The sequence below is a fragment of the Rhizobacter sp. genome (assembly GCA_021153565.1).
Classification (GTDB): domain Bacteria; phylum Pseudomonadota; class Gammaproteobacteria; order Burkholderiales; family Burkholderiaceae_C; genus Albitalea.
On sequence record JAJKJU010000303.1, the window covers coordinates 1 to 25,479 of the forward strand.

Sequence of the window (25,479 nt, forward strand, 5' to 3'; positions counted from 1 at the left end):
GCGCCGCCAACCCGCGCCCAACCCGCGCCCAACCCGCGCCCAACCCACCACCGTTCGGGCTGAGGTATCGAAGCCTCAACCCGCGGTGGAGGGCTTCAATACCTCAGCCCGAACGGACTCTGGGAAGAACTCTGCGAAACTTTTCCGAGCCTAATCCTACGGCTGCAGCGCACCACTCAGATCCCCAGCCTTCTCTCTCACCCCCGCCAGCGGCTCCAACCCGAAGCGCCGGGTGATGAACTTGGCAATCGAGGTGGTGTAGTAGCTCGTGTGATCGACAAATCCGCGCTTCACGGTCGGTCCGATCAGCAGCGCCGGTACGCGCGTTCCCGGCCCGAACCGATCGCCCCAGCCCGGCCCCGATGGCGGCGGCACATGGTCCCAGTAGCCGCCGTTCTCGTCGTAGGTGACGACAATCAGCATGTTCTTCCACTGCGGGCTCGCACGCAGCTTGTCGAGCAGATCGGCCATGTGCTGGTCGCCGCTCTTGATGTCGGTGTACGCCGGGTGCTGCGTGAAGCGGCCCGCCGGTTTGTAGAACGACACGGCCGGCAGCGTGCCCGCCGACATGTCGCGCAGGAAATCGTCGCCGTCCTTCAGATGCTCCGCTCGGGCCTTCGTGCCGGGGGCAAATCGCGAGTAGTAGTTGAAGGGCTGATGGTGAGGCTGGAAATTGAGGCTGCCCTCGTCCGACGCGTAGATGACCTTGCGCACCACCGACGCCGGCAGGCGCCCCTCGGCGTTCGCGGCATTCCATCCACCGCTGTACCAGGCCCACGACACGCTCTTTGCCGACATCGTGTCGCCGATGGTGCGTGCCGTCTGCGGTGGCACGGGGACGTCCTTGCTCGCCCTGCCGATCGGGTTGGCCAAGTCGGGCGAACCGCCATCCGCCGGCGGAATGCCACTGGGCTGGAAGGACGGCTGCGAGGTGTTCACAGACCAGCCGTCCGACGTGACCTGCCCGCCGCTGCGGCTCACCACCTGCACTGCGGCGGTGTTCGCCGAAGGCGAGCCAGGTACCTTCGTGAGCTTGCCGTTTGCATCGAGCACTGCGCGCATGGTCGCCGGCGCATCCGCATGCCGCGGCGCGCAGGCGCAGATGAGGTACTGGTGGTTCAAATAGGAGCCGCCGAACGCGCCCATGAAGAAGCGGTCCGCCAGCGTGTACTCCTTCGCCCATTGCCACAGCCGGAACTGCGATCCGTCGTAGTAGCCCATGGTCCAGCCGCCCACTTGCGACATCGCGGCGAACATGTTGTTCTGGCCGCCGTTGATCTGCTCCTGGTTGTGGAAGAAGGCGTGGATGGGACTCGGCACGATCTGGTCGATGGCACGGTTCACGGGGGGCGCATCGATGCGAAACGGCTTGTTCGGCATGCGCGGAAAGCGCTCGTCGGGCTTGCCGGCGTTGAAGACGACCAACTCTTGAAGCGGCTTGCCGTCGTGATCGAGCTGCGTGGCCTGCGCCGCAGTGGCGTTGGACACGCCGTCGGCACCGGGGAACATGCCGTAGAGGTTGTCGAAGCTGTGGTTCTCCGCAAAGATCACCACGACGTTCTGGATGCGCTGGACCGCTGCATCCTCGGGCGCGACGACAGGCTTTGTCGTGCAGGCGCCGAGCCAGATCGAGACGGCGATCGCGGTCAACGCAAACGAGCGGCGAATGGACATCTTGTTCCTTCTTGCCTGAAAGCCGCGCATCGTAGCCCGAATGGCATCCGGCCTGCGGCGACAATCCGCCCCATGCTGAAGTTCGAATTGCTCAAGACCGAAGGCCTCGCCCGTCGCGGTCGCATGACCCTCAACCACGGGGTCGTCGAGACGCCCATCTTCATGCCCGTGGGCACGTATGGCACCGTCAAGGGCGTGATGCCGCAGTCGCTCGAGGCCATGGGGGCACAGATCATCCTGGGCAACACCTTCCACCTTTGGTTGCGACCGGGGATGGACATCGTCAAGCAATTCGACGGCCTGCATCGCTTCGAGAGCTGGAACAAGCCCATCCTCACAGACAGCGGCGGCTTCCAGGTGTGGAGCCTGGGCGAAATGCGCAAGATCAGCGAAGAGGGCGTCAAGTTCGCGTCGCCGGTCAACGGCGACAAGCTCTTTCTGACGCCAGAGACGAGCATGCAGATCCAGCACGTGCTCAACAGCGACATCGTCATGCAGTTCGATGAATGCACGCCCTACGAAACAAAAGGCCACCGCACGACAGAGCGCGAGGCCCGCGTGTCGATGGAGTTGAGCCTGCGCTGGGCGCGTCGCTGCCTCGATGAATTCAACAAGCTGCAGAACCCGAACGCGCTCTTCGGCATCGTGCAAGGCGGCATGTTCGAACACCTGCGCGAAGAGTCCCTGGCCACCTTGGTCGATCTCGATCTGCCGGGCTACGCAGTAGGCGGCGTCAGCGTGGGCGAGCCCAAGGAAGAGATGCAGCGCATCGTCGCCCACACGCCGCACCGGTTGCCGGCGAACAAGCCGCGTTACCTCATGGGCGTGGGCACGCCGGAAGACCTGGTCGAAGGCGTGGCCGCGGGCGTCGACATGTTCGACTGCGTCATGCCCACGCGCAACGCGCGCAATGGCCACCTCTTCACGCGCTTTGGCGACCTGCGCCTGCGAAACGCGAAGCACAAGACTGACGAGCGCCCGGTGGACGAAACCTGCACCTGCATGACCTGCAAGGGCTTCTCACGCGCCTACCTGCACCATCTCGATCGCTGCGGTGAAATGCTCGGCCCGATGCTCACGAGCATCCACAACCTGCACTACTACTTGAACCTGATGAAAGAAGCGCGGGATGCGCTGGACATCGGGGACTTCACCAGTTTCGTGAAGCGGTTCAAGGGCGATAGGTCGCGAGGGGTTCATTGACGGTCTGCGGGCCGCGCGACGCACTGTTCTTTCGTACCCAGTCCGAATACTGAGGCTGGGTGACTTCTCCCGCGGCCAGGGCCAGCATTGCGAGCGTTGCGTCTGCTTGCGAGGCGGTGAGGCGAAGACCGTTGAGCGCGAGAAACAGACCGACGGCGAGGAACGCAGCACGCTTGTTGCCATCGACGAATGCATGCCCCTTTGCAAGTCCGAGAGCATATGCCGCCGCGAGGTCCGCGAAGTCCGGATCACCGTAGGCAAGCAGGTTCAGTGGTTTGGCCAGTGCCGAATCGAGCAGGCCCTCGTCGCGCATGCCCGTCGCACCGCCATGCTCGGCCAAGCTCTCGTCATGAAGCAACAAGAGCAGCCGCTTGTCGACCCAGCACCAGCTCATTTCGCGAGTGCGCGAAACGTGTCTCGATACTCGCGCATGAACTCGCGGCCGAGTTCGAGTTGCTGTTCGAAACTGGGGTCATACGGGGTCAATGCGACGCCCATCGGTGTCTCAGTGATGTAGAGCGCATCGCCCTTGTCTATCTTGAGCCGCGCGAGAAGCTCTTTCGGAAGAATCACGCCGAGCGAGTTGCCAATTTGAGTGACTTTGAGCGTAGCCATTTGAATGAGGCGATGGTTATAACTTTCGTTATATTAATCCCTCGCCGGCTCCGGTCTACAAGCGTGAAGCCACGTCACCAAAACCCCCAATTCCCTGTCTTCACCACCCACAGGCCGAGCACCCCGTTCGTCACTGCATGGGCAATGATCGGCACCCACAACTTCCCCGTGCGAACGAAAAGCCAAGCGTAGGCCAGACCCGCGATGATGGCGGCGAGCCAGAGGGTGTGGGCAAGGGTGAAGACGAAGGTGGAGAGGACGATGGCTTTCATCGTTACCTGTTGCGGCCGCAGTGTTTCGAACTGCTGGCGGTCGATCCAGCGCATGAGAAAGGATCGCCAGAAGAGTTCTTCCATCACCGGCACGAGCAGCGCCGCGCCGATCCATCGCACGATGATGAGCGGCCATTGAAGTTGGCCTTGCTCGTTGAGCGGGATGAAGGTTGCCGTCGCCATGCCGATGCGAAAAGGCTTCATGTCGAGATTGATCCACACAACGAAGACTGCCACGCCAACGACCATTGCAAGCGCCGTTTCCTTGAGCGTCGGAAGGTTCTGCCGGTACAACTCGCCGTATTCGCGCCAGAGCCAGGCCATCACCCCCCCCACGAGCAACACAGTCATGCCATAAATCCAGCGGGGATCGATGGGTAGCGCGTTGTCGGGCAGGTTGCCGCGTGCGAAGAGCATGATCATGAACAGCGCAAAAGGGGCGGTGCGAACGATCGCTCCGCGGCTCAGCGGCAAGGCCATCGGGAAATCTCCTTTGGACGGCATTGTCCGGGAAGAAGAGGCAGCCGCCTCAGAGGCAGCCTCTCACTCGACGGGATGCAGCGGCACCACGATGTGTTTGCCGTCTCGGCCGGCGTGAAAGACATCGAGCTCGGCCCGCAGCGCATCGAGCATGCCGGCGCGCTCGTCGCGATAAAAGATGTTGTAGCTCTCGAATGGAATCAGTCGCCCATCCGGGCGAGCCATGTGGATGCAGCTTTTCTTCAGCGCCCGGATGTCCAGGGACAGTGCGTCCATGAACTGCACGATGAGGACGCGGAAGACGCTTCGGTAGCTTAGTTCCGCGGGTGCCGCGATCTGCGGGAGGCAGCACATCAGCTCGCTCATGCAGCTCGCGCCCGATTCCGGTGAATGGTTGGTCGAGAAGAGCTTGAACACGTGGTCCTTGAGGCTTGGATCGCGTTCAAAGACGATGGTGTTTCCGGCACCCTCAACGAGCGTTTTCGGGTCAAGGAAACGTGTAAGCGGCTGGAGTCCGTCGCGCGTGCGGATCGCGTAGGCCATGGCCAGTGTGTCCGGGTTGCAGGGCACGGGCACGACGTCGTCCAGCGTGAAAAGGCCCGATTGCTCGGCGATACGGCGGCGCAGACCGCTGACCGTGAGGCGATGCTTCTGCTCGTCGTACGCTTCGACGCGTCCGGTGTCTTGCACCGGTTGCAAAGTCACGCCGCGAACGCAGGGCTGCGAGGCGGCGAAGCGGATCACGTCGCCAATTTCGTCGTCGTTGACGCCACGCTTGACGGTCATGACGAGCGTGGTGGAGATGTCGAGTGCGTTCAGTCTCGCGAGTGCGTCGTCGCGAATGCGCCGGAGGTCTGCGCCGCGCAAATCGAGCAAGGCCTCCCGTCGCAACGAGTCGAACTGCAGGTAGACCTCGAACCCGGTTCGCAAGCTTGCCAGCCGCTCGGCAAAGGCGGCATCCTGTGCGATGCGGATGCCGTTTGTGTTGAGCATCAGGTGCCGCGACCGGGCCGCTTCCATGATCTCGAAGAACTGCGGATGCAAGGTCGGCTCGCCGCCGGAAATCTGCACCACGTCGGCCTCGCCTTCGCTCGCAATCACCGCGTCGAGCATTGCCTCCACTTCGGCGAGCGACCGATGCGTCAGCCGCTCCGGGCCTGACGAGGCATAACAGGTTGGGCAGCGCAGGTTGCAGTGATCAGTGATCTCGACCACGCTCAGGCAGGCGTGCTGCATGTGATCGGGGCAAAGGCCGCAGTCATAAGGGCAGCCGTGTTTCATCGGTGTCGCGAAGCGCTGCGGCATCTCGGGATGCTTTACGAACACCTCGCGGCAGAGCCGGTAGTAGTCGACGTCGTCGCTCAGGAGCACGCGCTGCGCGCCGTGGGCGGGGCACCATTTGTCCATGAATACACGGTCGTCCTTGAAGACGATCTTGGCTTCGATCTGGCGCAGGCAGGTCGTGCAGACTGACTGCGTGGTGTCGTAGAAGAGGTAGGGGCGGGACTTACGGGGGATTGTCATCTCCGTCCTTCGGTTCGTTCGTGTGCAGGTCCCGCAGCCCCCGCACACGGGCATCAAGGCCGCGGTGTAGAGGGGCGGTGTCGGGGACAGTGTCCGCGGACTCCTTGGTGTTTTCACCTTCCCGTGCGGCCCGCTTCTTGCTGATGACGTGGGCGAGCAATGCCAGCAGAACAAAGGGAGCAAGCAGCACTGCCGGGACGAGCATCACCGAACTGTCGTGCGTGACGCTGGCACAGAAGGCAAATGGCGCCAGGAAAATCAGTAGCGCAATCAATGCACATCCTTGCATGGCATCGCCCTCCCTTTGGCGAAATGGATGGAATGAACGACCCAGGGCAAATACAGCAAGAGGCTTGCAATGCAGACCCACTGGATGCCGCTCAGGCCCAGTGGATAGATGACGAGAACCGGCTTGATGCCTTCAACGCCCAGGCGCCAGACGAGATAGCCGCTCAGGAATAGCTTGAACATCAGGCCGGGAGCAGGTTGCCATCGCTTGCGTTGGCGCAATAGAAGCGCCGCCCACGCGCAGACGAACAGCATCTCGTAAAGCTGCGTCGGATGGCGGTTCAGCCCATCCCCGAAGTCCACGCCCCACGGCAAGGCCGTGACCACGCCGTAGGTGTCGTCGTACAGGCCGGCCAGAAAGCAGCCGATGCGCCCGATCACGATGCCGGTGGCGATCGGCAGCACCATCAGATCGCCCGTCGATCGCTTCTGATGCGTGGCGGCCTTGGCGAATTCCACGCCGATCAGTCCACCCAGCAGCCCGCCGACGATGGATTGGCCCGGCGCGATCCAATGCCCGGACAACCATTGCGCCACCACGTCAGGCCGCTCGATCAGGAACACGAGCTTGTTGCCGATGCCGGCGCCCAGCAGCAATCCGACCAACACGGCAAACCCGCTCGGCGCCATGATCGAACCCTGCCCGTCGATTCGACGCGCGCGCCGGTACATGGCCGCGCCGATGCCGATGCCGGCGAACTCGAAGGCCGCGTGCACCGGTGCGGCCCAGTGGATGTCGGAGATCATTCCTCTTTGGAGTTGGCGCGCAGCAGGGCTCGGATGCCGAAGAAGCAAGCAACCGTCAGGGCGGCCAGGAGAGCCGCTAAACCGAGCCATGCGAACGCCTTGTCCATGATGGCGAAGTAACAGGTCATGGCGGCGCACAGCCCAAAACCCGCCATGAACAAGCCGAGCAGCAGCACCAGCAAGATGCGAACGACCGTCACGCCGCCGCCTGCCTCGGCTGTCCCTGCGCCGACCCGAGCAACTCCGCCACGCGTTCACGCAGCTTCGACGGCGTCACTTTCTCGGGCGGCAGGGCTTCACTCACCGCAAGCTCGACGCGGCTGAAAACGCCGCGTCGAAAAGGCTTCGTCATCGCCGCGCCATCCACACGCGAAAAATATGAGCCCCACAGGTTGCGCAAGGCCATCGGCACCACGGGAACGGGGTGCGTCTCGAGTACCTTCATCACACCGCCCTTGAACTCACCCAACTGGCCGTCGCGGGTCAGCGCACCCTCGGGGAAGATGCACAGCAACTCGCCATCTGCCAGTACCGCGCGTGCCCTTGTGAAGGCTTGCTCGTACACCGCAGGGTCTTCGCGCTGCGGCGCGATGGGGATTGCCTTTGCAAGCCTGAACATCGCTCCCAGCACGGGGATCCGGAAGATGCGGTGATCCATGATGAAGCGGATTGGCCGCGGGCTCGCTGCCATCAAGAGCACCGCATCGACGAAGCTCACGTGGTTGCACACGAGAATCGCCGCGCCCTGCGTCGGGATGTGCTCGTCGTCGATCACCTTGAATCGATACACGATGCGCGTCGCGATGAAGGCAATGAAGCGCAGCAGGTATTCGGGTACCAGCATGAAGATGTAGAACGCCACCACCGCGTTGAGCAATCCGGTGACGAGAAACACCTGTGGAATCGTGAGGCCCATCTTCAACAGCATGCCCACACCGACGGCGCTCACGATCATGAACAAGGCGTTGAGGATGTTGTTGGCAGCGATGATGCGAGCTCGATGGCTGGGCTGCGAGCGAAGCTGGATCAGCGCGTACATCGGCACGCTGTAAAGCCCCGCGAAGAGCGAGAGCAATGCCAGGTCCGCCATCACGCGCCAATGTGCCGCTTGGTGAATGAACTCGCCGATCGACAGCCCCGACGCTGGTGGCAGCCCTCGCGATGCGAAATACAAGTCGATGGAAAACACGCTCATGCCGATGGCGCCCAGCGGCACGAGACCGATTTCCACGTGCCGCTTCGACAGCACCTCGCACAGCAGCGAGCCGATGCCGATGCCTACCGAGAACACCACCAGCAAGAGCGATGCGACTTGCTCGTTGCCGTTCAGCACTTCCTTCGCAAAGGACGGGAGCTGCGACAGGAACACCGCGCCGAAGAACCACATCCACGAGATGCCCAGCAGAGAACGGAACACGACGATGTTCTCGTGCGCGAGCTTCAGATTGCTGAACGTCTCTGTGACGGGATTCCAGTTGATCTTCAGGTTCGGGTCGGTGGACGGCGATGACGGCACGAATTGAGCGGTCGTTCGCCCGAGCAGCGCCATCGCGATGCAGGCGAATGCCACATAGTGCCGGCCCACCTCCGGGATGGCGACAAGCAGCCCGCCCGCCACCTGTCCCAAGAGGATGGCGACGAAGGTGCCCATCTCGACCATGCCGTTGCCGCCGGTCAGCTCGCGCTCGTTGAGGTGCTGCGGCAAATATGCGAACTTGACCGGACCGAAGAGCGTCGAGTGCAGGCCCATCAGGAATACGCAGGCGAGCAGTACATGCACGTTCACGACCCAGAAGCCCCAGGCGGCCAGAACCATGATCGCGATCTCCAGCGATTTCACGAGCTGGATCACGCGCGTCTTGTCGTACTTGTCGGTGAGCTGCCCGCTTGTCGCGGAGAACAGCAGGAACGGCAGGATGAACAATGCGCCGATCACGAGACCGGCCATCTTCGGCGACAGCCATTCGAGCTGGAGCTGATATGTCACGAGTACCGTGAACGCGAACTTGAATAGGTTGTCGTTGCCTGCGCCGAGGAATTGCGTCCAGAAGAAGGGCGCAAATCGTCGCTGGCCCAGGAGTGCGAACTGATTCGGGTGATCGTGAGGGGACGACAAGGTTTCCTCCTGGGAGCAGGGCTGATTGACGGGCAATGTAGCCGCAAGCGAGAACCTGCGGTGTGATGGGATTTGGCTCGGAATGACTTCCCCAATTCTCAGGTCGGCGCGAACATTCCTCTCGTCTCGAAGACGTTCCTGGAAATCCGTGCATCACCGACCCGGACCCTGCGCTTCAGCACGAAGTCGAACAGCAAGGGGTTGTGCATGCGAATTCGCCGAAGCACCTCGACATCGCCTGTGTCGATCAAGCCTTCCGCCGCGAGCTTGTCAGGGGCATACAGGGGCATGGCGCCTGGAAGCGGATAGTCCGACCCGTGCAGGAGGCGAGGGTGCCATTCGTCCCGCTGCACGATGGCGCGCCGCACCTGCGGTGTGCGGTTGGCCTGGAACACGGCAGAAATGTCGGCATGCAGGCGCGTTCGCCATTCGGGCTCGTCCATCAGGCGTGCCCACAGGTCGAAAGCCGCCACCTGCGGTTGCGAAGGCCTGTCGACGTCACGGGCGTGGCCCAGTGATGCCGCGTGGGCCATCACCACGCGTACACCGGCTTGGAGAGGAAGGCGAACCATCAAAGGGTTGCCGAGGTCGTCGCGGCCGGCGCCGGGCACGGCTTTCTCTTCGCCGCAGTGAACGATCAAAGGCATTCCGCTTTGCGCGAGCCGGTCATAGAACGGGCGGCACTTCGCGTGCCGCATGTCGATGTTCATGGCGCTCGGCAACCATTTCATCGCCACTGCGCCTTGGCCGATCGCTTCGTCAAGGCGCCGCAGGGCATCGTCGCGATACGGGTGGATCGAAGCGACCCAGGCGAAGCGCTCGGCATGTTGCGTGGCAATCTGGGCGGCGTACTCATTGGGCACATGGAAGGTCGTCCAATCGGTGCGGCGCTGCCCCGCGTCGTCATGCGCATGGTCGAATGCGAAGAGCAACCAGCGCGCCCCCTCGGGGAAATCGCTGGCCAGCAGCTTTAAACGCTGCAGGTAGGCACGATCAACAGAGACGGCATCGCTCGCCACGCAGGCTGCATTCATGATGGCCTTGCGTCGTACCACGTCGCTCGGATGCCACCATTCGTGCATGCGCGAATTCACCGTGCAGCCCGAGCCTGAATCTCCCGTGCCGAGCAGGTGGGCATGGACGTCCCAAAGCTTGTTCGCATCGATGTCTTCGAAGGCCTGCAGCACCATGTCGTGGTGTGCGAGCTCCGGTGGCATCGCGGCCAGGCACGGGTTGCTCAGACCTTCTCGAAAGCTCATTGCACGCGGAGCCAAGCTCGTAAAGAGCCCAGCACCCAAAGCCGCGCAGCATCCGAGGGCATGTCGACGGTTCATCTTCATCGCGATGCGTCCTTCAGCGAATGGCCAGAATGGCCGGGCTCATGCCACTGCGCTGCAGCCAGGCGAAGGCAGAATCGACCGTCACTGTCTCGATGCGATCGGTGAATCGCTTCTCGTTGGGATGATCGTCAAAGGTCACATTCGCTGCTGTCATGCGCGCGCCCAGCCGCGTGAAGGCGGACAGGTGCAAGGTGGTGGGCTGATAGCCCTGCATGCGAAGCCAGGCCTGCGCGGTGTCGCGTCGTGTCGCGCCGGGGTCTTGCGTCATGGCGAGAGTCTCCAGCGCCCATTGGTTGGACTGCTGGTAGGTCTGGGCCCAGGGATAGGCGACCATGCTGTATGCACTCGTATGGAGTTGTGCCAGTTTGCGGTTGTCGCGCAGCGCAGGCAAGAGCTTGGCCTGAACCTCAGGGGTCAACAATGCGACGCCGGCTTGGTAGTCGAAGAGGTCGTCGAGGAAGAATTCCCCCAGCCCTTGCCGATAGACCGCCGCCTGCGCGGTGCCGCATTGGTTGAGCTTGTGCGCGACGCGCCAGGTGTTGCCTTCGCGGTAGGCGAGTCCCATGTGGGAGTAACGCTGGCCGTACTTGCCCAGGTCCTGGCCCATGCGCGCGAGCACAACGACCTGTGCGCCGGTGGCGTCGAGTTGCTGCGACACGTGCTCGGCGAGCGTCATCGCGCGCATGACTGTTGCGGCGTCGGGGCGCTTCTGTTCGCAAGACCTGCCGGCATGGGCGCTCGCCACCATCGTCAGCGCGAGGGCCGCAACGGCCAGGCGCAGGAGATTCGCGCTCATCGCGTGATCCGCTCGTTGTAAAGCAAGGATTGCCCGATCGCGTTCGGGATGTAGGCGATGGCCTTGCCCGCTTCGGACAAGACCCAGCCAGCGCTGAACGCCGTCACGACGACAGCGGTGCCTGCTGCGATCGACAGGCCGGTCGCCGCTTGGCCGCTCAGCGTGATGCTTGCGCGCGCGCCGTCGGACGCACGTTCCAGGACCCACACCGTGCCTGCGCTGGTGGCTTCGACCGCGACGACGGTCAGCGTCGCGCCTGCAGAAAGAAGCATCACCGGCGCAGCGACCGACACAGCGATCGGCAACATCGACAGCGCGCTTGCATCCGATGCATTGGACGGATGCGCGCTGGCTTGTCCCGCGCTCGAGGCGAATATTGCCGCCGAGATGGCTGCATGAAGAAATCGTTTCATGTGAGCTTCTCCAGTCATTCGCCGTCACGGCCTGAGCGCATCGCCATGCCTTCGCGGCGGGCTTCGGCCAGCAGAACTTCGTGGGCATCGCGCAGCGTCTTCGCGAGCGTGAACACCGAGGAAATCAGGTACAGCCAGCACACGCCGAGATAGGCCTTGTAGGTCGGATTGATTTCCATCCGGTACAGGCCCCAGCCGGTCAGCGACATCGCGAGTGCGAAGCCGCCCCAGACCACGAGGCTCCACATCGGCGTGTCGGTCTTGCGCACTTCGTTGTCTCGAACGAACTTCGCGAGCGCAAATGCGGTGGACATGCAGAACACGTAACCCATGACCATGAACGCACGATCTAAGTCGCGTCCCGGCAGGTAGGCCAGGCCGATGCCGCATAACGTGGCGGCGGCGGCGAACGAAATCCAGACCTGGGCCTTCCAGGCCTTGGTGTCTTTACGGATCGCAGGGGAATTCATGGTTGGAAAGGGTGGTTGGACATGCCGCGATCATTGCGGGGCGACGCGTAGGTATCAATCACACCTGGGAGGGTCGCGTTGGGTTCCATCACCAGTACCATGTCGCGATACTTTCTGGGGAATCCGATGAGCACCACCCAAGACCTCGTCGCTGCCTTGAAGGCCGAACTGAAGGCTGCCGGCGTCACCTATGCCGACCTGGCGCGGCACCTCGACATGTCGGAGTCGAGCATCAAGCGCGTCTTCTCAAAGGCTGACATGCCGCTCTCACGCATTGACGACGTGCTGCGCGTGCTGAAGATGGATTTCGCGGAACTCGCCCGCAAGGTGGCAGATGCGCAGCCCTTGAGCCACGAGATGAGCATCGAGCAGGAAAAGGCGGTGGTGGCCGACAAGAAGCTCTTGCTGCTGGCCATCTGCTGCCTGAGCCACTGGACCTTCGAGCAGATGATCTCGACTTACACCTTCAGCGAGGCCGAATGCGTGGCGTACCTCGTCGCACTTGATCGACTGGGCATCATTGAGTTGCGGCCGCTCAATCGCTATCGATTGAAGGTGGCCAAAGGCTTTCGTTGGCGGCCGCACGGCCCCGTGATGGAGTACTTTCGAAAGCACGTCGTCAATGACTATTACAGCGGCGGGTTCGATGGAGAAGGTGAATTGCTCACCCTGGTGTACGGACAGATCAGTCCCAGCCAAGCCTCAGCCTTTGTCGAGCGGCTGCAGCGCGTGGGCCAGGACTTTGCGCAGCAGCATCTGGCCGACCAGAAGCTGCAGGCGTCACAACGTCGGCCCTACACGCTCGTGGTCGGCATGCGGTCGTGGCTGTTCGCTGCATTCCGCGATCTCAAGCGAGACCTGAGCGCGTAGGTATTGGTATTGGCCTACATGCTCGTGGTCGGCGTGCGCTTGTGGCCGCGTTCCGCGATTTCAGCGAAACACAAGCGCGTAGGGAATCAGAGTAATCCGTTCGGGCTGCGACCGCGGGAGGAGGCGTTCGATACGCCGTGAGGCGTATCCTGTCCTGAGCTTGTCGAAGGGTCAGCCCGAACGGGGGCGGTGCAGTTGTTCCGAGTTGCGCCCTAGCTAATCGGGAACATCATGCGGGCCGCACTTCGATGCGGCGCGGCTTGGCCTGTTCGAGCTTGGGCAGTCGCAGGGTCAGCACGCCGTCTTTCAGCGTGGCGTCGATGTGGCTGCTGTCGAGCTCGCGGCTCAGCGTGAAGCTGCGGCGATAGCGGCCGGAACGTACCTCAGCGTACACGGCTTTCAGCTCGTCAGATTCTTCGAGCGCAATCGGCGCCTCGATGGTCAAGGTGTCGCCGTGGACGTCGAGCGATAGCGTCTCGCGACTCGCGCCGGGCAGGTCGGCGATGAGCGTGATGCCCGAATCATCTTCCGAGATGTCGACCAGTGGAATCAACGCTGGCGCCTCGATCTCCTGGTCGCGGCGAGCCGCTTCACCGCGAGCGGAATCGCGTTTGGTCAGTGCTTGTGCATTGCTCATGGCTTGTTTCTCCTTTCGATCAGCGCGCGTCTTTGACTTCAATGCGGCGCGGGCGGGATGCTTCGCGCTTTTGCACCTGGATGCGCAGGATGCCGTTGCGGTAGGTCGCGTTCACGCGGTCCGGGTTGGCGTCTTCGGGCAGGCTCACGACGCGGCGGAATGCGCCATCGCTGCGCTCGCTTGCATAGACGTTGACTTTGGCGCCCGCTTCGGCCGCGTAACCGGACCGCTCGCCGCTGATGGTCAACAGACCCTTGTCGACGGTGACGTCGAGCTTGGACGGATCGATGCCCGGTGCGAAGGCGAAGATCTCCACCGCTTCAGGTGTCACGCCGATGTTGACAGCGGGGAAGGATCCGCGCTGCACAGCGCGAATACTCGAACTCGCGTTGCGGGTGCCGAGCACCCGGTCGAGTTGCCGGTGCAACTCATCGAAATCGGCGAATACATCGCCGGGGAATCGCAAGAGTGACGAAACCATAGTGCGCTCCTTTCACGGATTGACGGCAGCTTTGAATGCGGGCGCAACGCAGACCGTGTAGGAATTTCACAGTGCTTTGCGAGGTGCCGGCTTCACCAAAACTAAGGCCCATTGCAGTCCTTTTCAAGTCCTTGCGAAATTCGTATCCAGGAGCGACATTGCCGACCATTGGTCATGCAGTAGAGCAAAGGAAAAAAGCCGGCCATGCCGGCTCTTCGAAGGCTTGATTGAAATATCCGTCAATGCACAGGCTCACTGCCTGCGGCGCGTTGCTGCGAAGCCCGTCATTGCGAGGCCCGTCAACATCAGCGCGTAGGTCTCGGGTTCGGGAACTGCCGATGTGTTGGCCATTTGCTCCGATAAGTAGTTCACCTTCACCTTGAGATTGAATGCGCCGGAATTGTTGTTCCACTCATAGCCGTCCATGGTGCCAAGGAAGAGGCGCGTGGCTCCGTTGGGCACGTAGAAGCGTTGCAGCGTGCCGGCGGCCAGACCGTCGCCGATAAAGAACACTTGCTTGAGGCGGGGGGACAGCCTCTTGAAATCAAGGGCGCCTGCACCCGAGAAGTCGAGTGCGCCGGGAGCGCGGAAAGAATCTGGCCGGCGGTCGTCAAGGAAGACGCCCATCAGTGTGCCCAGCGGTGCGATCGCGTTGCCAATGCCGTTCTCCGCGCCGCTCAGGTGGCTGATCATCATGCCGCCTTCGGCAGACAAGCAGCATTGCGGCGTGTTTGATGTGTCACCGGTCACGCCAGAGAAGGTGACGTAGCCACCGCGTGAGAAATGGAGGCGCGGCACGAGCACCGGCGATTCGTTGGGAGCTGAATCGTCGATGGAGGCGTGGCTGCCGAACGGCATGCCCGCGAGCCACGGGTCGTAGGTTCCTCGAACCTTGACGTTGATGGCACTTGCGGTGGTGGCCGCGAGGCCGATGACGAAGCCGATAGCGCAACGGAACATTGAATGCTGCATGGCGGGCTCTTTCCAAGTGGGTAGCCGGACTCCCCTTGGACGCGGAGAGTTTGCATCGGAAATCCTCATGAGTGCCTGCGAATTCACCAATTCACACAATGCCGCGCTCGCGCAACGCTGACAGTTGCTCGGGCGTCACGCCGATCTCCCGAAGTACCGAATCTGTGTCCTCGCCAATCGTTGGGGCGCGCCGCGAGATGCGCCCGGGTGTCGCGCTCAATTTGGGCACGATGCCCGGTACCTCGACACGCAGACCATCCGATGTGGTTACCTCTTCGATCATGTTTCGGGCGCGATAGTGGGGGTCTTCGGCAATGTCGCGCGCGGTGTAGATGCGGCCTGCGGGCACCTGTGCCGCGTTCAACGCCGAGAGCACGTCGACGACCGTGCGATCGATCGTGAAGGCGCCAATCGCGGCGTCGATATCAGCGACCCGTGCCACGCGGCCCGCATTGCCGGCGAGGGCTGGATCGTTGGCGAAATCGCTGCGTCCGATCACGGTCATCAGGCGCTTGAAGATGGAGTCGCCATTGCCCGCCACCAGCACCCAGCCGTCGGCACATGCATAGGCATTGCTCGGGGCGATGCCCGGCAGCGCCGAGCCAGCGGGCTCACGCACGGCACCGAAGGCGCTGTACTCCGGCAGCAGGCTTTCCATGCAGTTGAAGACGGCCTCGTACAAGGCCACGTCGATCACCTGTCCGCACCCCGATTGCGCACGATGGTGCAACGCCATCAACACGCCGATCACGCCATGCAGAGATGCAAGCGTGTCGCCAATGCTCACCCCCACGCGAACCGGAACGCGACCAGGCTCCGCGGTCAGGTGGCGAAGCCCGCCCATCGCCTCTGCCACGACACCGAAACCCGGCCGATCCTTGTACGGGCCCGTCTGCCCATAGCCACTGATGCGCAGCATGACCAGCCTCGGATTCGTGCGGCTGAGCTCCTCGTATGACAGGCCCCAGCCTTCCATCACGCCGGGTTTGAAATTCTCGATCAGCACATCGGCTTCATCGATCAGCTGACGCACGATGTCGCGTGCTTCTTGCTGTCGCAGATCGAGCGACACGCTCTTCTTGTTGCGCGACTGCACCTGCCACCACACGCTCGTGCCTTCGTGCAGCAAGCGCCATTGGCGAAGCGGATCGCCGCCTCGCGGCGGCTCGATCTTGATGACCTCGGCGCCGAAGTCGGCGAGCGTCTTGGCGGCGAAGGGGCCGGCGATGAGCTGGCCCAGTTCGATCACCCGGAGTCCGGCCAGCGGGCCGGTCGACAATGTGGCTGGAGCGTCCATGGGCGCGATGGTAGTTTGCCTCCCAATCTGTTCAGGAGTTTTGATGCACAAGCTGATCTGCTTGCTATTGATGTGCCTATCTGTCTCGTCTTTCGGCGCAGAGCGCGCCATTGAAAAAGAAGTCGTTGTCGCGGCGCCCGTGGCCGCAGTGTGGCAAAGCTGGACCACCAGGGCCGGCATCGAGGCCTTCTTCTCGCCGCAGGCCGAGATCGATCCTCGCGTGGGCGGTGCCTTCCACATCCACATGGATCCGCTGGCCGAGTCCGGCATGAAGGGCGCCGACGACATGCGCTACATGGCCTTGCAGCCGATGAAGATGTTGAGCTTCGACTGGAACGCGCCGCCGTCGCTGCCGGAGGCGCGTCAGCAACGCACCTTCGTCATCGTGAGGTTGGTGGATATCGACGGCAAGTCCACCAAGGTCACGCTCACGCACCTCGGTTGGGGCGATGGTGGTGAATGGGACAGGGCCTATGCCTATTTCGACCGCGCCTGGGGTTACGTGCTTGGCAACCTGAAGAAGCGCTACGAGACGGGGCCGATGGACTGGACGGACTGGATGAACAATCTCAAGCAGGCACACAGTCAGCCGACAGCGAAATAGTCGCTGAGGGAGATGCCTGAGTCTTACGGCGCTGCGATGGCTGCCGCGCCGCCTGCTCCCGCGGCAGCGGCGTTCACCCTGGCCGCCGAGGGAGACGCCGCAACCTGCGGCGATTCGAGCATTGAAAGCGAAGGACTGTTCATCTGCTTCGCGTAGCTCATCACCGTGTGACCCGGATCGTGCGGCAGCGACTTCCACGGGTCGGCACCACGCGACATCAGATAGGCCACCAGTTTGGCTTGTTGCTCAGGCTTCGCGAGATAGGTCGGCGTCAGGACGCGAGCCAGCGGAATCCACGGCAGTTGATTGGCCTGACGCGGTGGCACGCTGTTGACGAGGCTGGGGACACGGTCCAGCCACCAGTCGAGCGCTGCCCGATTGCCATCGTGCAATGCCACGTCAAAGCCGGAAGGAAGCTGGCCGTCGTAAGCGCCGAGTCCGGCACGGGCGGTGTGCCCTTGCGCTTCGAGCGATCGGGCAAAGTCCGATGCGAGGTAGTCCGGGTGCACCGCGGACAGGGGGCTGAAAGTCAGGCCGCGCGAAGGAAGCAGACCCTGCGCGAGCCATGCGTCGAGCACAGTATTGAGGCCAACGTTTCGTGCGGCAGGGCAGCTCAGCATGCGCACCACGTCATGATGGATGGTGCGGGCGTCGGCCACGGCAAGCCGGCGCAAGGAGTCTAGCGATTTGGACGACGCCGCGGCGAAATCGGGGCAGGGCGAGGCTTGTGCCAAGGCGATCAGCGGCGGCTGATCGCAAGCCTCGGGCGTGGCGCCCTTGGACAGCAACTCGGGCAGCATCGGCCACAGCTGCGGGTCGCGGGTCGCGAGGATCAGTGGGCACTTGGGTAAACCCGAGGCGGTGACATCTTTTGTCAACAAGCTGCCAGGTTGATACTCGCCGCAGCGCGCATTCAATGCCCGTTCAACAGAATTCAGCTTGTAGCAAGGCGTCGGGTCGCCCTCGGTGGCCTTGTCCACGGCGTAAACCAGGATGGCCCTTGCTGCGCATCCTGCGCTGACGCATTCGTTCGGGTGTGCCTGTTCATATGCGAAGGACATCACGGATGTCGCCGCGCAACCACTGAACAGTCCCGCGATGCCGACCATGCCTGCGATGAAGGAGGCTCTTGCCCAAATGCTTTGCGGTGGCCACATGCTGCTATAGCAGCAAGAAGCGCGCCGCGTGGTGGAGTGACACTTTACGTAAGAAGTGCAATCAGGATGTGCGTTGCTCGAGCAGGTATTCGGCCTCGTCGTATTGGCCGAGCACGTCGACCAAGTACGGCAGCACCTTCAGAAGTTCGTCATGCAGAGTGTAGGGAGGGTTCAGTATGAACACGCCGCTGCCCGCGAGGCCAAAGCCTTGGCTGTCGGGCACTTGCACCGTGAGCCGAGCGTGCAGCCAGCCCTTGGGAGCGAGTGCTTCCAATCGCCGAGGCAGCTCTGCCGCCTCGACCTTCTGCACTTGCGGATACCAGACCATGTACACGCCCTCGGCGAAGCGGGTGAGTCCGTCACGCAGGGTTGCGATGACGCGGGCGTAGTCGCCGTGGCCTTCGTAGCTCGGGTCGATCAACACCACGCCGCGGCGCGACGTCGGTGGGATGACACTCTTCAGGCCCTCGAAGCCGTCGGCATTCTTCACCTCCGCGCCCTTCACCTGACCGAGGTAGGACTCGAGGATGCGGTAGTCGGTCGGGTGCAGCTCGAAGAGCCGCAACTGGTCCTGCGCGCGCAGCAGCATTTGCGCAAAGGCGGGTGAGCCCGGGTATTGCTCCAGGCGACCGCCAGGGTTGAAGGTGCGGACCATGGACACGTAATCGGCCACGGCTTCGGGCAAGTCGTTGCGGTCCCACAGGCGTCCGATGCCTTGCTCGAACTCGCCCTTCTTCTGTGCGTAGCGGCCCTCGAGCGAATAGCCGCCGGCGCCGGCGTGCGTGTCGACCAGCCGGTAGGGCTTGTCTTTCTGGTTCATGTAGCGCAGCACCAGCGCCAGAACGGTGTGCTTGAGCACATCGGCGTGGTTGCCCGCGTGGAAGGCATGTCTGTAGGCGAGCATGGTGGGAATGTAATCGCCTTCTCCTTGACCCAGCCACGCCGAGTTCGACTATGGTTCACGTGCCTCGGGTGGGCACGCTTCGCATGACCCACTCTACGACCGCTTCGCGCGGTCCAACTTGGAGCGGAACAACTCTTGAATGCCCACGTCGCGCGGGCCGGGAATCAGCTCGAATGACTCTCCGGCCCGCAGCGTGCCGGGAATGCGCACGGCAAGGTAGAAGCCGCACCATGCGCTTTGGGCCATCAGCCTGACCGCTTGATTGAAGCCCATCGCGGCGTTGAACTTGAAGCATGGAAATCGCGGCCCGCTGATCGCGAGTTCGCAACCGGAAAAGCGCAGCACGTCGCCGATGAATGCATCGCTCTCGACGAGTCCGGAGATCGTGAGGTTTTCTCCAAGAGCGCCGGATTGCAGCAGTTCGTCCCACGCCGACACCTTGGCTTGTGCGCGCACTGATTGCCAGAACGGATAGTGCTCCGAAGGGTAGGCGTAGATCGCCTTGGCCAAGCCGCCGTGAACCGAGAGGTCGGCCTGCTCGTCGCCTTCGAGCCCCATGGGTCGAACGACGACGGATCCCTGCGTCGCGGTCTTGAAAATGCCGGTCATCACCGGCTGCCCGTCGATCTGCACCGAGCGGGCACGAGCGATGTTGATGCTGCGAAGCGTGAATGCCATTCGACGATGATGCCCGAGGTGGCTGCTTAGAGGCTGAGAGTATTTCGATCATGCCCGCTCATCACGCCAAAAGCCCCCTGCTCGTCGTTGCAAATGCTCGCCATAGCCATGCTATGGCTGCGCTTTGCGCCTAGATCAGGCGCCTTTTGACGTGCTGCTCGGACACGTTCGAAATACTCTCAGCCTCTCAGAGGCTGAGAGTTCTTTTTTCGCCTTTTCGCCACCGCAAACCAACATGCCTGGGCATGATGTGCACGCCCGATGGGTCGAATTGCAGGAACACTTCCTCGCCAACGACCAACTCGCCACGCTGCAACTGTGCCGTCGTCTGATGCAACTGCACCGCGGCGCGGACGTTCAACATGTCGAAGCGGCACAGCGCGATGTCGCCGAGCGGCAGGGCTTCCGACAAGCGCGCGCGCTGCACGTTCGGCCCGCGCGGGGCATGGCGGTGCACGCCAATGTGCTCCGCAGGCACGACCCAGCTCACGGCCGCGCCTTCTTCGATGCGGCCCTTGTCGCGGACATGTAGTTCCGTGCCGCCGTCGGCACCCCATTGCAGCCGGCCCCACCCCGCTTCGCTGCCGTGCAGGAACACGCCCTCGAAATGGTTCTGAATGCCCACAAGTTCGGCCACGCGCGCGTTGCGAGGCTGCGAGAGCACCTGCGCCGGCGTGCCCTGTTGCAGCGTGGTGCCTCCGTCGATGATCACCATTCTGTCTGCAAGCCGGCGCGCCTCGTGCAGGTCGTGTGTGACGAGCACGATGGGCAGGGCGACCGCGCGATGCAGTTCGGCCAGCTCTCGGTAGAGCTCATGGCGGGCGGGCTGGTCGACGGCGGAAAACGGTTCGTCGAGCAGCAGCACGTCCGGCTCGCGCGCCAGCGCGCGGGCGAGGGCGACACGCTGTTGTTGACCACCCGACAGTTCCGATGGCCGCCGTTCGGCGAGGCCAACGAGGCCGAGCCGACCGAGCAGATCGGCTGCGTGAGTATCCGCGTCGGGCCGTGCCGATGCGAGTGCAACGTTGCTTAGCGCGCTGAGGTGAGGAAACAGCGCGTAGTGCTGGAACACGAGACCCACGCGGCGCTGCTGCGGCGCAAGGCGCAGCTTCGATTCGGAGTCGAACCAGATTCGGTCGTTGCACGAGATTCGACCGCGCGACGGATGCATCAGCCCGGCGATGCATCGCAAGAGCGTCGACTTGCCGCTGCCCGAGGGGCCGACCAACGCGACCAGCTCACCCGGCCTGCAATCGAAGCGCGCTGCCAGCGGTACCGGCATCGTCTGAAAGACTTCGACTGACAGCATCAGCGCTCCTGCAGCGGGTTGCGTCGCCCGAGCGCAAAAACGATGGCCAGCGCCGCAAGCGACAGGCCCACGAGCACCAGCGACATTTGTTGCGCGGCGGTGTTGTCGAAGGCCTGCACTCGGTCGTAGATCGCGATCGATAGCGTGCGCGTTTGCCCGGCAATGTTGCCGCCGACCATCAGCACCACGCCGAATTCACCGAGAGTGTGGGCGAAGGTGAGGGCCGCGCCCGCGAGCACGCCCGGCCAGGCAAGAGGAAGCTCGATGCGCCAGAAGGTGCGCCAGTCGCTCAGGCCTGACACCCAGGCCGCCTCGCGCACGCTGCGCGGGACGGCGGCGAAAGCACGCTGTAGCGGTTGGATCATGAAAGGGAGGTTGATGAGCCAGCTTGCGAAGAGCAGGCCCTCGAAGGTGAAGACGAGATGCAGGCCGAGGTGCTGCGCGAGCCATGTTCCGACGGTCGAAGCGCCGCCCAGGCTCGTCAGAAGATAAAACCCGATGACCGTCGGTGGTAGCAGCAAGGGCAACAGGAGCGCGGCCTCGATGAGGGGGCGCGATCGCGACGTGCTGGTCGCGAGCCAGCGCGAGACCCAAAGGCTCGCGGGCAGCAGTGTCAGTGCCGTAAGACCCGAGAGCAAGAGCGAAACGCGCGCCGCATCCCAGTCCATCAAGTGCTGCCGCCCGGCGCGGTGAAACCGTAGCGCGAAAGGATGGAGCGCGCGGCGGGCGTCGCGAGAAATTCGTAGAACGCGGTGGCGGCCGGCCGTGCGTTCTTTAGCAGGACCATGCGTTGCCGCAGGGGTTGATGCAATGCATCAGGCAGCATCAATTGGCGGGTCAAGGCCGCAACCGGCGGTGCGAGGGCAAGCGACAGGGCGGTGATGCCGGCTTGCGCCGCGCCGGTACTCACATACTGCGTCGCCTGCGAGATGTTCTCACCCAGCACGAGTCGGTCTTGCGCCTGTTGCCATAGCCCCAGCTTCTGCAATGCCTCGCGTGCTGCGCGGCCATAGGGCGCGTGTTCGGGATTGGCAATGGAAAACCGGCGCACCTGCACCCAGTCGCGGCGCAGGCCGTCGAGGCGCTCGTCGAGTGCGATGGTGGAAGTGGTGGGGACGATGAGCGCGATTCGTCCGATGGCGTAAAGCAGTCCGCGGTCGCGTGTAAAGCCTGCGTCGGCCAGTTGCAGCACGAAGGACTCATCGGCCGAAAAGAAGAGATCGAGCGGGGCGCTCTGTTGAATCTGTCGCGCGAAGTTGCCGGACGAGCCGAAGCTGAACTCGACGCGATGCGGCGTGGCCGCCTGAAATCGGGTGGCGATTTCAGGCAGCGCGAACTGAAGGTCGCTGGCCGCGGCGATCCGGGCCGCATCGTTTTGCGCAAGGGCGTACTGCATGCCGAGCGCCGCCATCGACGCACCGATGAAATCTCGACGTCGCATGTCTGTTCCGCTCCGGAGTTCAGTTCTTGAATGCTGCCCTGTAGCCGCGGTGCGATGCCGCAACCCGTTGGCCTTTCGGGCCGGTGAGCCACGCCACAAACAACTTCCCGGCTGGGTGCTGACGCTCGGCTCGGAAGGTGCGCATCACGTGCACATCGACGCCAAGCCGTGGATCGCCTTCGGCAAGTATGCCGTAGCCTTTTCCGACCATCCCGGAGCCGCTCGCGAGCCACACGCCACGTTCCACGAAGGCGCAAGCATTGTGCTGCGCAGCCTGCGTCAGCAGTGGCGAGTCTTTGTCGGCGTTCAGGTACCAGGGCGCCACCGGTGCGATGCGCGCGGCGCGCCACATCGACAACTCGGCAAGGTGGGTGCCAGACCCGTCGGCCCGCGTGATGAAGGGCACTTGCGCTTGTGACAGGCGAGACAAGGCCAATGCCGCGTCACCACCTGCCGCCAGGGGTTTGGCGAGGATCTTTGGGCCGACGATCAGAAAGTCGCTTCGGGCAATCGCGTGCCGGTCGTGCACCAGGCCTTGCTTGTCCAGGGACTCTTCGACCGTTGGTGAGTTGGTGAGCGCTGCATCGTGCTCGCCGCGCTCCAGCGCTTCCAAGACGCCGGAAGCCGGGCCGTGTAGCAACTGAACCGCGACGCCAGTGTCACGTCCGAAAGCGCGCTGCAAGGAGGCGGCCAGGCCTGAATCGAAGAGCGCGTCGTCGACAGCAAGCCGCAGTGGGTCGCCTAGCGATTGGCGTTGGGCGGCCAGGGCAAAGGCGGGCCCTGCCAAGACGGCAGCGGTGGTCAATCTGATCAGGGCATATCGGCGCGAAGTCATCGCGGCATCTTACGCATCAGGCCTGCCGATTGCTGCTCGTGGCCTCAAGCGAGCAGGCGGAGTTCGTCGGACAAGATGGGCGTGCATAAAGTCATACCGCAAATGCATGACCCCCCCCGAAATCCGGTGGTTACCAGCCAATTACACTGGGAAGACAATCAATTCCAGGCGTGAAACATCCTATCAGGGTGCGGACTGCTGGTAACTGGCGGTAATCCAATCGTGCACCCGCCGGCCCGAAGCGGCATTGGGCAAGTCTTGAGATGGTGTGTCTAGGCACACCCGGCGCAGATGGCCTTCGCAGGGCTTTCCCAATTCCGCTTTTTTGACTTTGATGATTGGAACTGCCATGAACCGTCCCGTGCTGGAAGGGTTGCGCTTGAACACGCCCGCCTACGTCCGCCATACCCGGTTGGTTGAGTGGGTCGCGCAAATCGCGGCATTGACCGAGGCCCGCGAGGTCTATTGGTGCGACGGCAGTACTGCCGAATACGACCGGCTCTGCGCCCAGCTTGTTGCGGCAGGCACTTTCAAGAAGCTAAACCCCGAGTTGCGCCCCAACAGCTACCTGGCGTGCAGCAGCCCGAGCGACGTGGCGCGCGTCGAGGACCGTACCTTCATCTGCAGCGAAAAGAAGGAAGACGCAGGCCCGACGAACAACTGGATGGCGCCCGCCGAAATGCGCGAGCTGCTCCAGACCGGTGATAACGCCCTGATCAGGGGTTCAATGCGCGGCCGGACGATGTACGTGGTGCCCTTCAGCATGGGCCCGCTAGGTTCGCCCATTGCCCACATCGGCATCGAGCTGTCCGATAGCCCCTACGTGGTCGTCAACATGAAGATCATGACCCGCATGGGCAAGGCCGTGCTCGATGTGCTGGGCGAAGACGGCGAGTTCGTGCCCTGCGTGCATACCGTTGGTGCGCCGCTGGAAGCTGGTCAGAAGGACGTGGCGTGGCCCTGCAATACCACCAAGTACATCGTCCACTACCCCGAAACCCATGAAATCTGGAGCTATGGCTCTGGCTACGGCGGGAACGCATTGTTAGGCAAGAAGTGCTTCGCGCTGCGCATCGCCAGCACCATGGGCCGCGACCAGGGGTGGCTCGCCGAGCACATGCTCGTCCTCGGCGTCACAAGCCCCGAGGGCAAGAAGCACCATGTGGCGGCGGCCTTTCCGAGCGCCTGCGGCAAGACCAACTTTGCGATGCTGATTCCACCCGCCGGCCTCGGCGGCTGGAAAGTCACCACCATCGGTGACGACATTGCCTGGATCAAGCCCAGCGCCGACGGCAAGCTGCGTGCGATCAATCCGGAAGCGGGTTACTTCGGCGTCGCACCTGGCACGAACGTGAAAACCAACTTCAACTGCATGGCCAGCCTGAAGCGCGACGTGATTTTCACGAATGTTGCGATGACGGACGCTGGCGACGTGTGGTGGGAGGGGATGACCGACACCCCGCCAGCGCACCTCATTGACTGGCAGGGCAAGGACTGGACACCCGCAATCGCCAAGGAAACCGGTGCCAAGGCCGCGCACCCGAACGCCCGCTTCACCGTGGCCGCGACCAACAACCCGGCGCTGGACCCCGAGTGGGACAACCCGGCGGGTGTGACGATCGATGCTTTCATCTTCGGTGGTCGCCGCTCGACCACCGTGCCGCTCGTGACCGAGGCGCGCAACTGGGTCGAAGGCGTGTACATGGCCGCGACCATGGGCTCCGAAACCACCGCTGCCGCGGCTGGCCAGCAGGGCGTTGTTCGCCGCGATCCGTTCGCGATGCTGCCCTTCATCGGCTACAACATGAGCGACTACTTCCAGCATTGGCTGGACGTTGGCAAGAAGCTGGAATCCAGCGGCGCGAAGGTGCCCAAGATCTATTGCGTGAACTGGTTCCGCAAAGGCGCGGACGGCAAGTTTGTCTGGCCGGGTTACGGTGAGAACATGCGCGTGCTGAAATGGATGATCGAGCGCGTAGAAGGCAAGGGTGAAGGCGCCGAGAACGTGTTCGGTGTGACACCGAACTACAGCGATATCACCTGGACCGGACTCGATTTCACGCCCGAGCAGTTCGAGCAGGTCACGAGCATCGACAATGGGGCTTGGCAGACCGAACTCGGCCTGCACACCGAACTGTTCCAGCAATTGGCGTATCACCTGCCGCAGGAACTGACGGAAACGAAGGCGAAGATCGAGGGCCGCCTGGGCACCTGATCGTCCTTCCTGATCTACCAATGGCCCGCATCGAGCGGGCCTTTTTCATGTGCGCCCAGCATGGGCGCACTCTTGTGGGTGCAAGTCCCGCCGTAAGTTGATCACGACGAACGAAGCGAAGCGCAACTGCATGAGGGCGAC

Annotated in this window: 28 protein-coding genes; 4 read left to right on the top strand and 24 right to left on the bottom strand. The window is 62.9% G+C overall.

Features of this window, described 5'->3' with window-relative positions:
* Positions 1-156: 156 nt before the first annotated feature.
* Positions 157-1,674 carry an acid phosphatase gene (acpA, locus tag AC30NL_RS19015; protein ID WP_489465554.1) on the bottom strand — a complete coding sequence of 506 codons (1,518 nt, stop codon included), beginning with the start codon at positions 1,672-1,674 and terminating at the stop codon, positions 157-159.
* A 72-nt stretch (positions 1,675-1,746) separates the two neighbouring features.
* Between acpA and tgt the strand changes: the two genes are divergently transcribed.
* A complete protein-coding gene (gene tgt, locus AC30NL_RS19020) occupies positions 1,747-2,877 on the top strand; it encodes a tRNA guanosine(34) transglycosylase Tgt (RefSeq protein WP_489465555.1) in 1,131 nt (376 codons plus the stop codon).
* Here tgt and AC30NL_RS19025 read toward each other — a convergent pair.
* From AC30NL_RS19025 to AC30NL_RS19080, 12 genes are all read right to left on the bottom strand, one after another.
* Positions 2,846-3,271: a type II toxin-antitoxin system death-on-curing family toxin gene (locus AC30NL_RS19025; RefSeq protein ID WP_489465556.1), complete on the bottom strand. Its 426-nt coding sequence runs from the start codon at positions 3,269-3,271 to the stop codon at positions 2,846-2,848. The genes tgt and AC30NL_RS19025 overlap by 32 nt on opposite strands.
* On the bottom strand, positions 3,268-3,492 hold the full coding sequence (locus AC30NL_RS19030; RefSeq protein WP_489465557.1) for an AbrB/MazE/SpoVT family DNA-binding domain-containing protein: 225 nt from the start codon (positions 3,490-3,492) through the stop codon (positions 3,268-3,270). The genes AC30NL_RS19025 and AC30NL_RS19030 overlap by 4 nt, the downstream gene beginning before the upstream one ends.
* A gap of 74 nt (positions 3,493-3,566) precedes the next feature.
* Positions 3,567-4,244 (bottom strand): CAAX prenyl protease-related protein, encoded by a 678-nt coding sequence (locus tag AC30NL_RS19035; protein WP_489465558.1) that lies wholly within the window; start codon positions 4,242-4,244, stop codon positions 3,567-3,569.
* Positions 4,245-4,307: 63 nt separating this feature from the next.
* A complete protein-coding gene (locus tag AC30NL_RS19040) occupies positions 4,308-5,768 on the bottom strand; it encodes a radical SAM protein (RefSeq protein ID WP_489465559.1) in 1,461 nt (486 codons plus the stop codon).
* On the bottom strand, positions 5,752-6,042 hold the full coding sequence (locus tag AC30NL_RS19045; protein WP_489465560.1) for a hypothetical protein: 291 nt from the start codon (positions 6,040-6,042) through the stop codon (positions 5,752-5,754). Before AC30NL_RS19045 ends, AC30NL_RS19040 begins: the two co-directional genes overlap by 17 nt.
* Positions 6,039-6,803 carry a prolipoprotein diacylglyceryl transferase gene (locus AC30NL_RS19050; RefSeq protein ID WP_489465561.1) on the bottom strand — a complete coding sequence of 255 codons (765 nt, stop codon included), beginning with the start codon at positions 6,801-6,803 and terminating at the stop codon, positions 6,039-6,041. Before AC30NL_RS19050 ends, AC30NL_RS19045 begins: the two co-directional genes overlap by 4 nt.
* A complete protein-coding gene (locus tag AC30NL_RS19055) occupies positions 6,800-7,003 on the bottom strand; it encodes a hypothetical protein (protein ID WP_489465562.1) in 204 nt (67 codons plus the stop codon). Before AC30NL_RS19055 ends, AC30NL_RS19050 begins: the two co-directional genes overlap by 4 nt.
* Positions 7,000-8,919: an MFS transporter gene (locus tag AC30NL_RS19060; protein WP_489465563.1), complete on the bottom strand. Its 1,920-nt coding sequence runs from the start codon at positions 8,917-8,919 to the stop codon at positions 7,000-7,002. Before AC30NL_RS19060 ends, AC30NL_RS19055 begins: the two co-directional genes overlap by 4 nt.
* Before the next feature lie 98 nt (positions 8,920-9,017).
* On the bottom strand, positions 9,018-10,178 hold the full coding sequence (locus tag AC30NL_RS19065; protein ID WP_489465564.1) for an amidohydrolase family protein: 1,161 nt from the start codon (positions 10,176-10,178) through the stop codon (positions 9,018-9,020).
* Between the two features lie 94 nt (positions 10,179-10,272).
* Positions 10,273-11,055: a DUF2145 domain-containing protein gene (locus AC30NL_RS19070; protein ID WP_489465565.1), complete on the bottom strand. Its 783-nt coding sequence runs from the start codon at positions 11,053-11,055 to the stop codon at positions 10,273-10,275.
* Positions 11,052-11,468 carry a hypothetical protein gene (locus AC30NL_RS19075; RefSeq protein ID WP_489465566.1) on the bottom strand — a complete coding sequence of 139 codons (417 nt, stop codon included), beginning with the start codon at positions 11,466-11,468 and terminating at the stop codon, positions 11,052-11,054. The genes AC30NL_RS19070 and AC30NL_RS19075 overlap by 4 nt, the downstream gene beginning before the upstream one ends.
* Before the next feature lie 14 nt (positions 11,469-11,482).
* Positions 11,483-11,938: a YiaA/YiaB family inner membrane protein gene (locus AC30NL_RS19080; RefSeq protein WP_489465567.1), complete on the bottom strand. Its 456-nt coding sequence runs from the start codon at positions 11,936-11,938 to the stop codon at positions 11,483-11,485.
* A 126-nt stretch (positions 11,939-12,064) separates the two neighbouring features.
* Between AC30NL_RS19080 and AC30NL_RS19085 the strand changes: the two genes are divergently transcribed.
* Entirely contained in the window at positions 12,065-12,808 is a 744-nt protein-coding gene (locus AC30NL_RS19085; RefSeq protein WP_489465568.1) for a helix-turn-helix domain-containing protein, read from the top strand.
* Positions 12,809-13,037: 229 nt separating this feature from the next.
* Here the strand turns inward: AC30NL_RS19085 and AC30NL_RS19090 are convergent, their stop codons facing one another.
* The 4 genes from AC30NL_RS19090 to AC30NL_RS19105 all read right to left on the bottom strand — a co-directional run bounded on the left by AC30NL_RS19090 (position 13,038) and on the right by AC30NL_RS19105 (position 16,195).
* On the bottom strand, positions 13,038-13,445 hold the full coding sequence (locus AC30NL_RS19090) for an Hsp20/alpha crystallin family protein (RefSeq protein ID WP_489465569.1): 408 nt from the start codon (positions 13,443-13,445) through the stop codon (positions 13,038-13,040).
* Positions 13,446-13,464: 19 nt separating this feature from the next.
* The gene (locus tag AC30NL_RS19095) at positions 13,465-13,926 is read right to left on the bottom strand and encodes an Hsp20/alpha crystallin family protein (protein ID WP_489465570.1); all 462 of its coding nucleotides are present in this window, start codon (positions 13,924-13,926) and stop codon (positions 13,465-13,467) included.
* 252 nt (positions 13,927-14,178) lie between these two features.
* Complete coding sequence (locus tag AC30NL_RS19100; RefSeq protein ID WP_489465571.1) at positions 14,179-14,898, bottom strand: PEP-CTERM sorting domain-containing protein; 720 nt, start codon at positions 14,896-14,898, stop codon at positions 14,179-14,181.
* Between the two features lie 91 nt (positions 14,899-14,989).
* Complete coding sequence (locus tag AC30NL_RS19105) at positions 14,990-16,195, bottom strand: CaiB/BaiF CoA transferase family protein (protein WP_489465572.1); 1,206 nt, start codon at positions 16,193-16,195, stop codon at positions 14,990-14,992.
* Positions 16,196-16,238: 43 nt separating this feature from the next.
* On the opposite strand from AC30NL_RS19105, the gene AC30NL_RS19110 reads away from it, so the two are divergent.
* Positions 16,239-16,799: an SRPBCC family protein gene (locus tag AC30NL_RS19110; RefSeq protein ID WP_489465573.1), complete on the top strand. Its 561-nt coding sequence runs from the start codon at positions 16,239-16,241 to the stop codon at positions 16,797-16,799.
* Positions 16,800-16,822: 23 nt separating this feature from the next.
* Here AC30NL_RS19110 and AC30NL_RS19115 read toward each other — a convergent pair whose 3' ends face one another.
* The 7 genes from AC30NL_RS19115 to AC30NL_RS19145 all read right to left on the bottom strand — a co-directional run bounded on the left by AC30NL_RS19115 (position 16,823) and on the right by AC30NL_RS19145 (position 23,123).
* Entirely contained in the window at positions 16,823-17,779 is a 957-nt protein-coding gene (locus AC30NL_RS19115) for a hypothetical protein (protein ID WP_489465574.1), read from the bottom strand.
* Positions 17,780-18,017: 238 nt separating this feature from the next.
* Positions 18,018-18,860: a 23S rRNA (adenine(2030)-N(6))-methyltransferase RlmJ gene (locus AC30NL_RS19120; protein WP_489465575.1), complete on the bottom strand. Its 843-nt coding sequence runs from the start codon at positions 18,858-18,860 to the stop codon at positions 18,018-18,020.
* 93 nt (positions 18,861-18,953) lie between these two features.
* Positions 18,954-19,538 (bottom strand): MOSC domain-containing protein, encoded by a 585-nt coding sequence (locus tag AC30NL_RS19125; protein WP_489465576.1) that lies wholly within the window; start codon positions 19,536-19,538, stop codon positions 18,954-18,956.
* Between the two features lie 187 nt (positions 19,539-19,725).
* Entirely contained in the window at positions 19,726-20,847 is a 1,122-nt protein-coding gene (locus AC30NL_RS19130) for an ABC transporter ATP-binding protein (protein ID WP_489465577.1), read from the bottom strand.
* Entirely contained in the window at positions 20,847-21,515 is a 669-nt protein-coding gene (gene modB / locus AC30NL_RS19135; RefSeq protein WP_489465578.1) for a molybdate ABC transporter permease subunit, read from the bottom strand. Before modB ends, AC30NL_RS19130 begins: the two co-directional genes overlap by 1 nt.
* Complete coding sequence (gene modA, locus AC30NL_RS19140) at positions 21,515-22,288, bottom strand: molybdate ABC transporter substrate-binding protein (protein WP_489465579.1); 774 nt, start codon at positions 22,286-22,288, stop codon at positions 21,515-21,517. The genes modB and modA overlap by 1 nt, the downstream gene beginning before the upstream one ends.
* A gap of 19 nt (positions 22,289-22,307) precedes the next feature.
* Complete coding sequence (locus AC30NL_RS19145) at positions 22,308-23,123, bottom strand: substrate-binding domain-containing protein (protein ID WP_489465580.1); 816 nt, start codon at positions 23,121-23,123, stop codon at positions 22,308-22,310.
* A gap of 349 nt (positions 23,124-23,472) precedes the next feature.
* Here AC30NL_RS19145 and AC30NL_RS19150 point away from each other — a divergent pair, with 349 nt between their 5' ends.
* Positions 23,473-25,338, top strand: coding sequence for a phosphoenolpyruvate carboxykinase (GTP) (locus AC30NL_RS19150; protein WP_489465581.1), 1,866 nt, complete (start codon positions 23,473-23,475; stop codon positions 25,336-25,338).
* Positions 25,339-25,479: the final 141 nt, after the last annotated feature.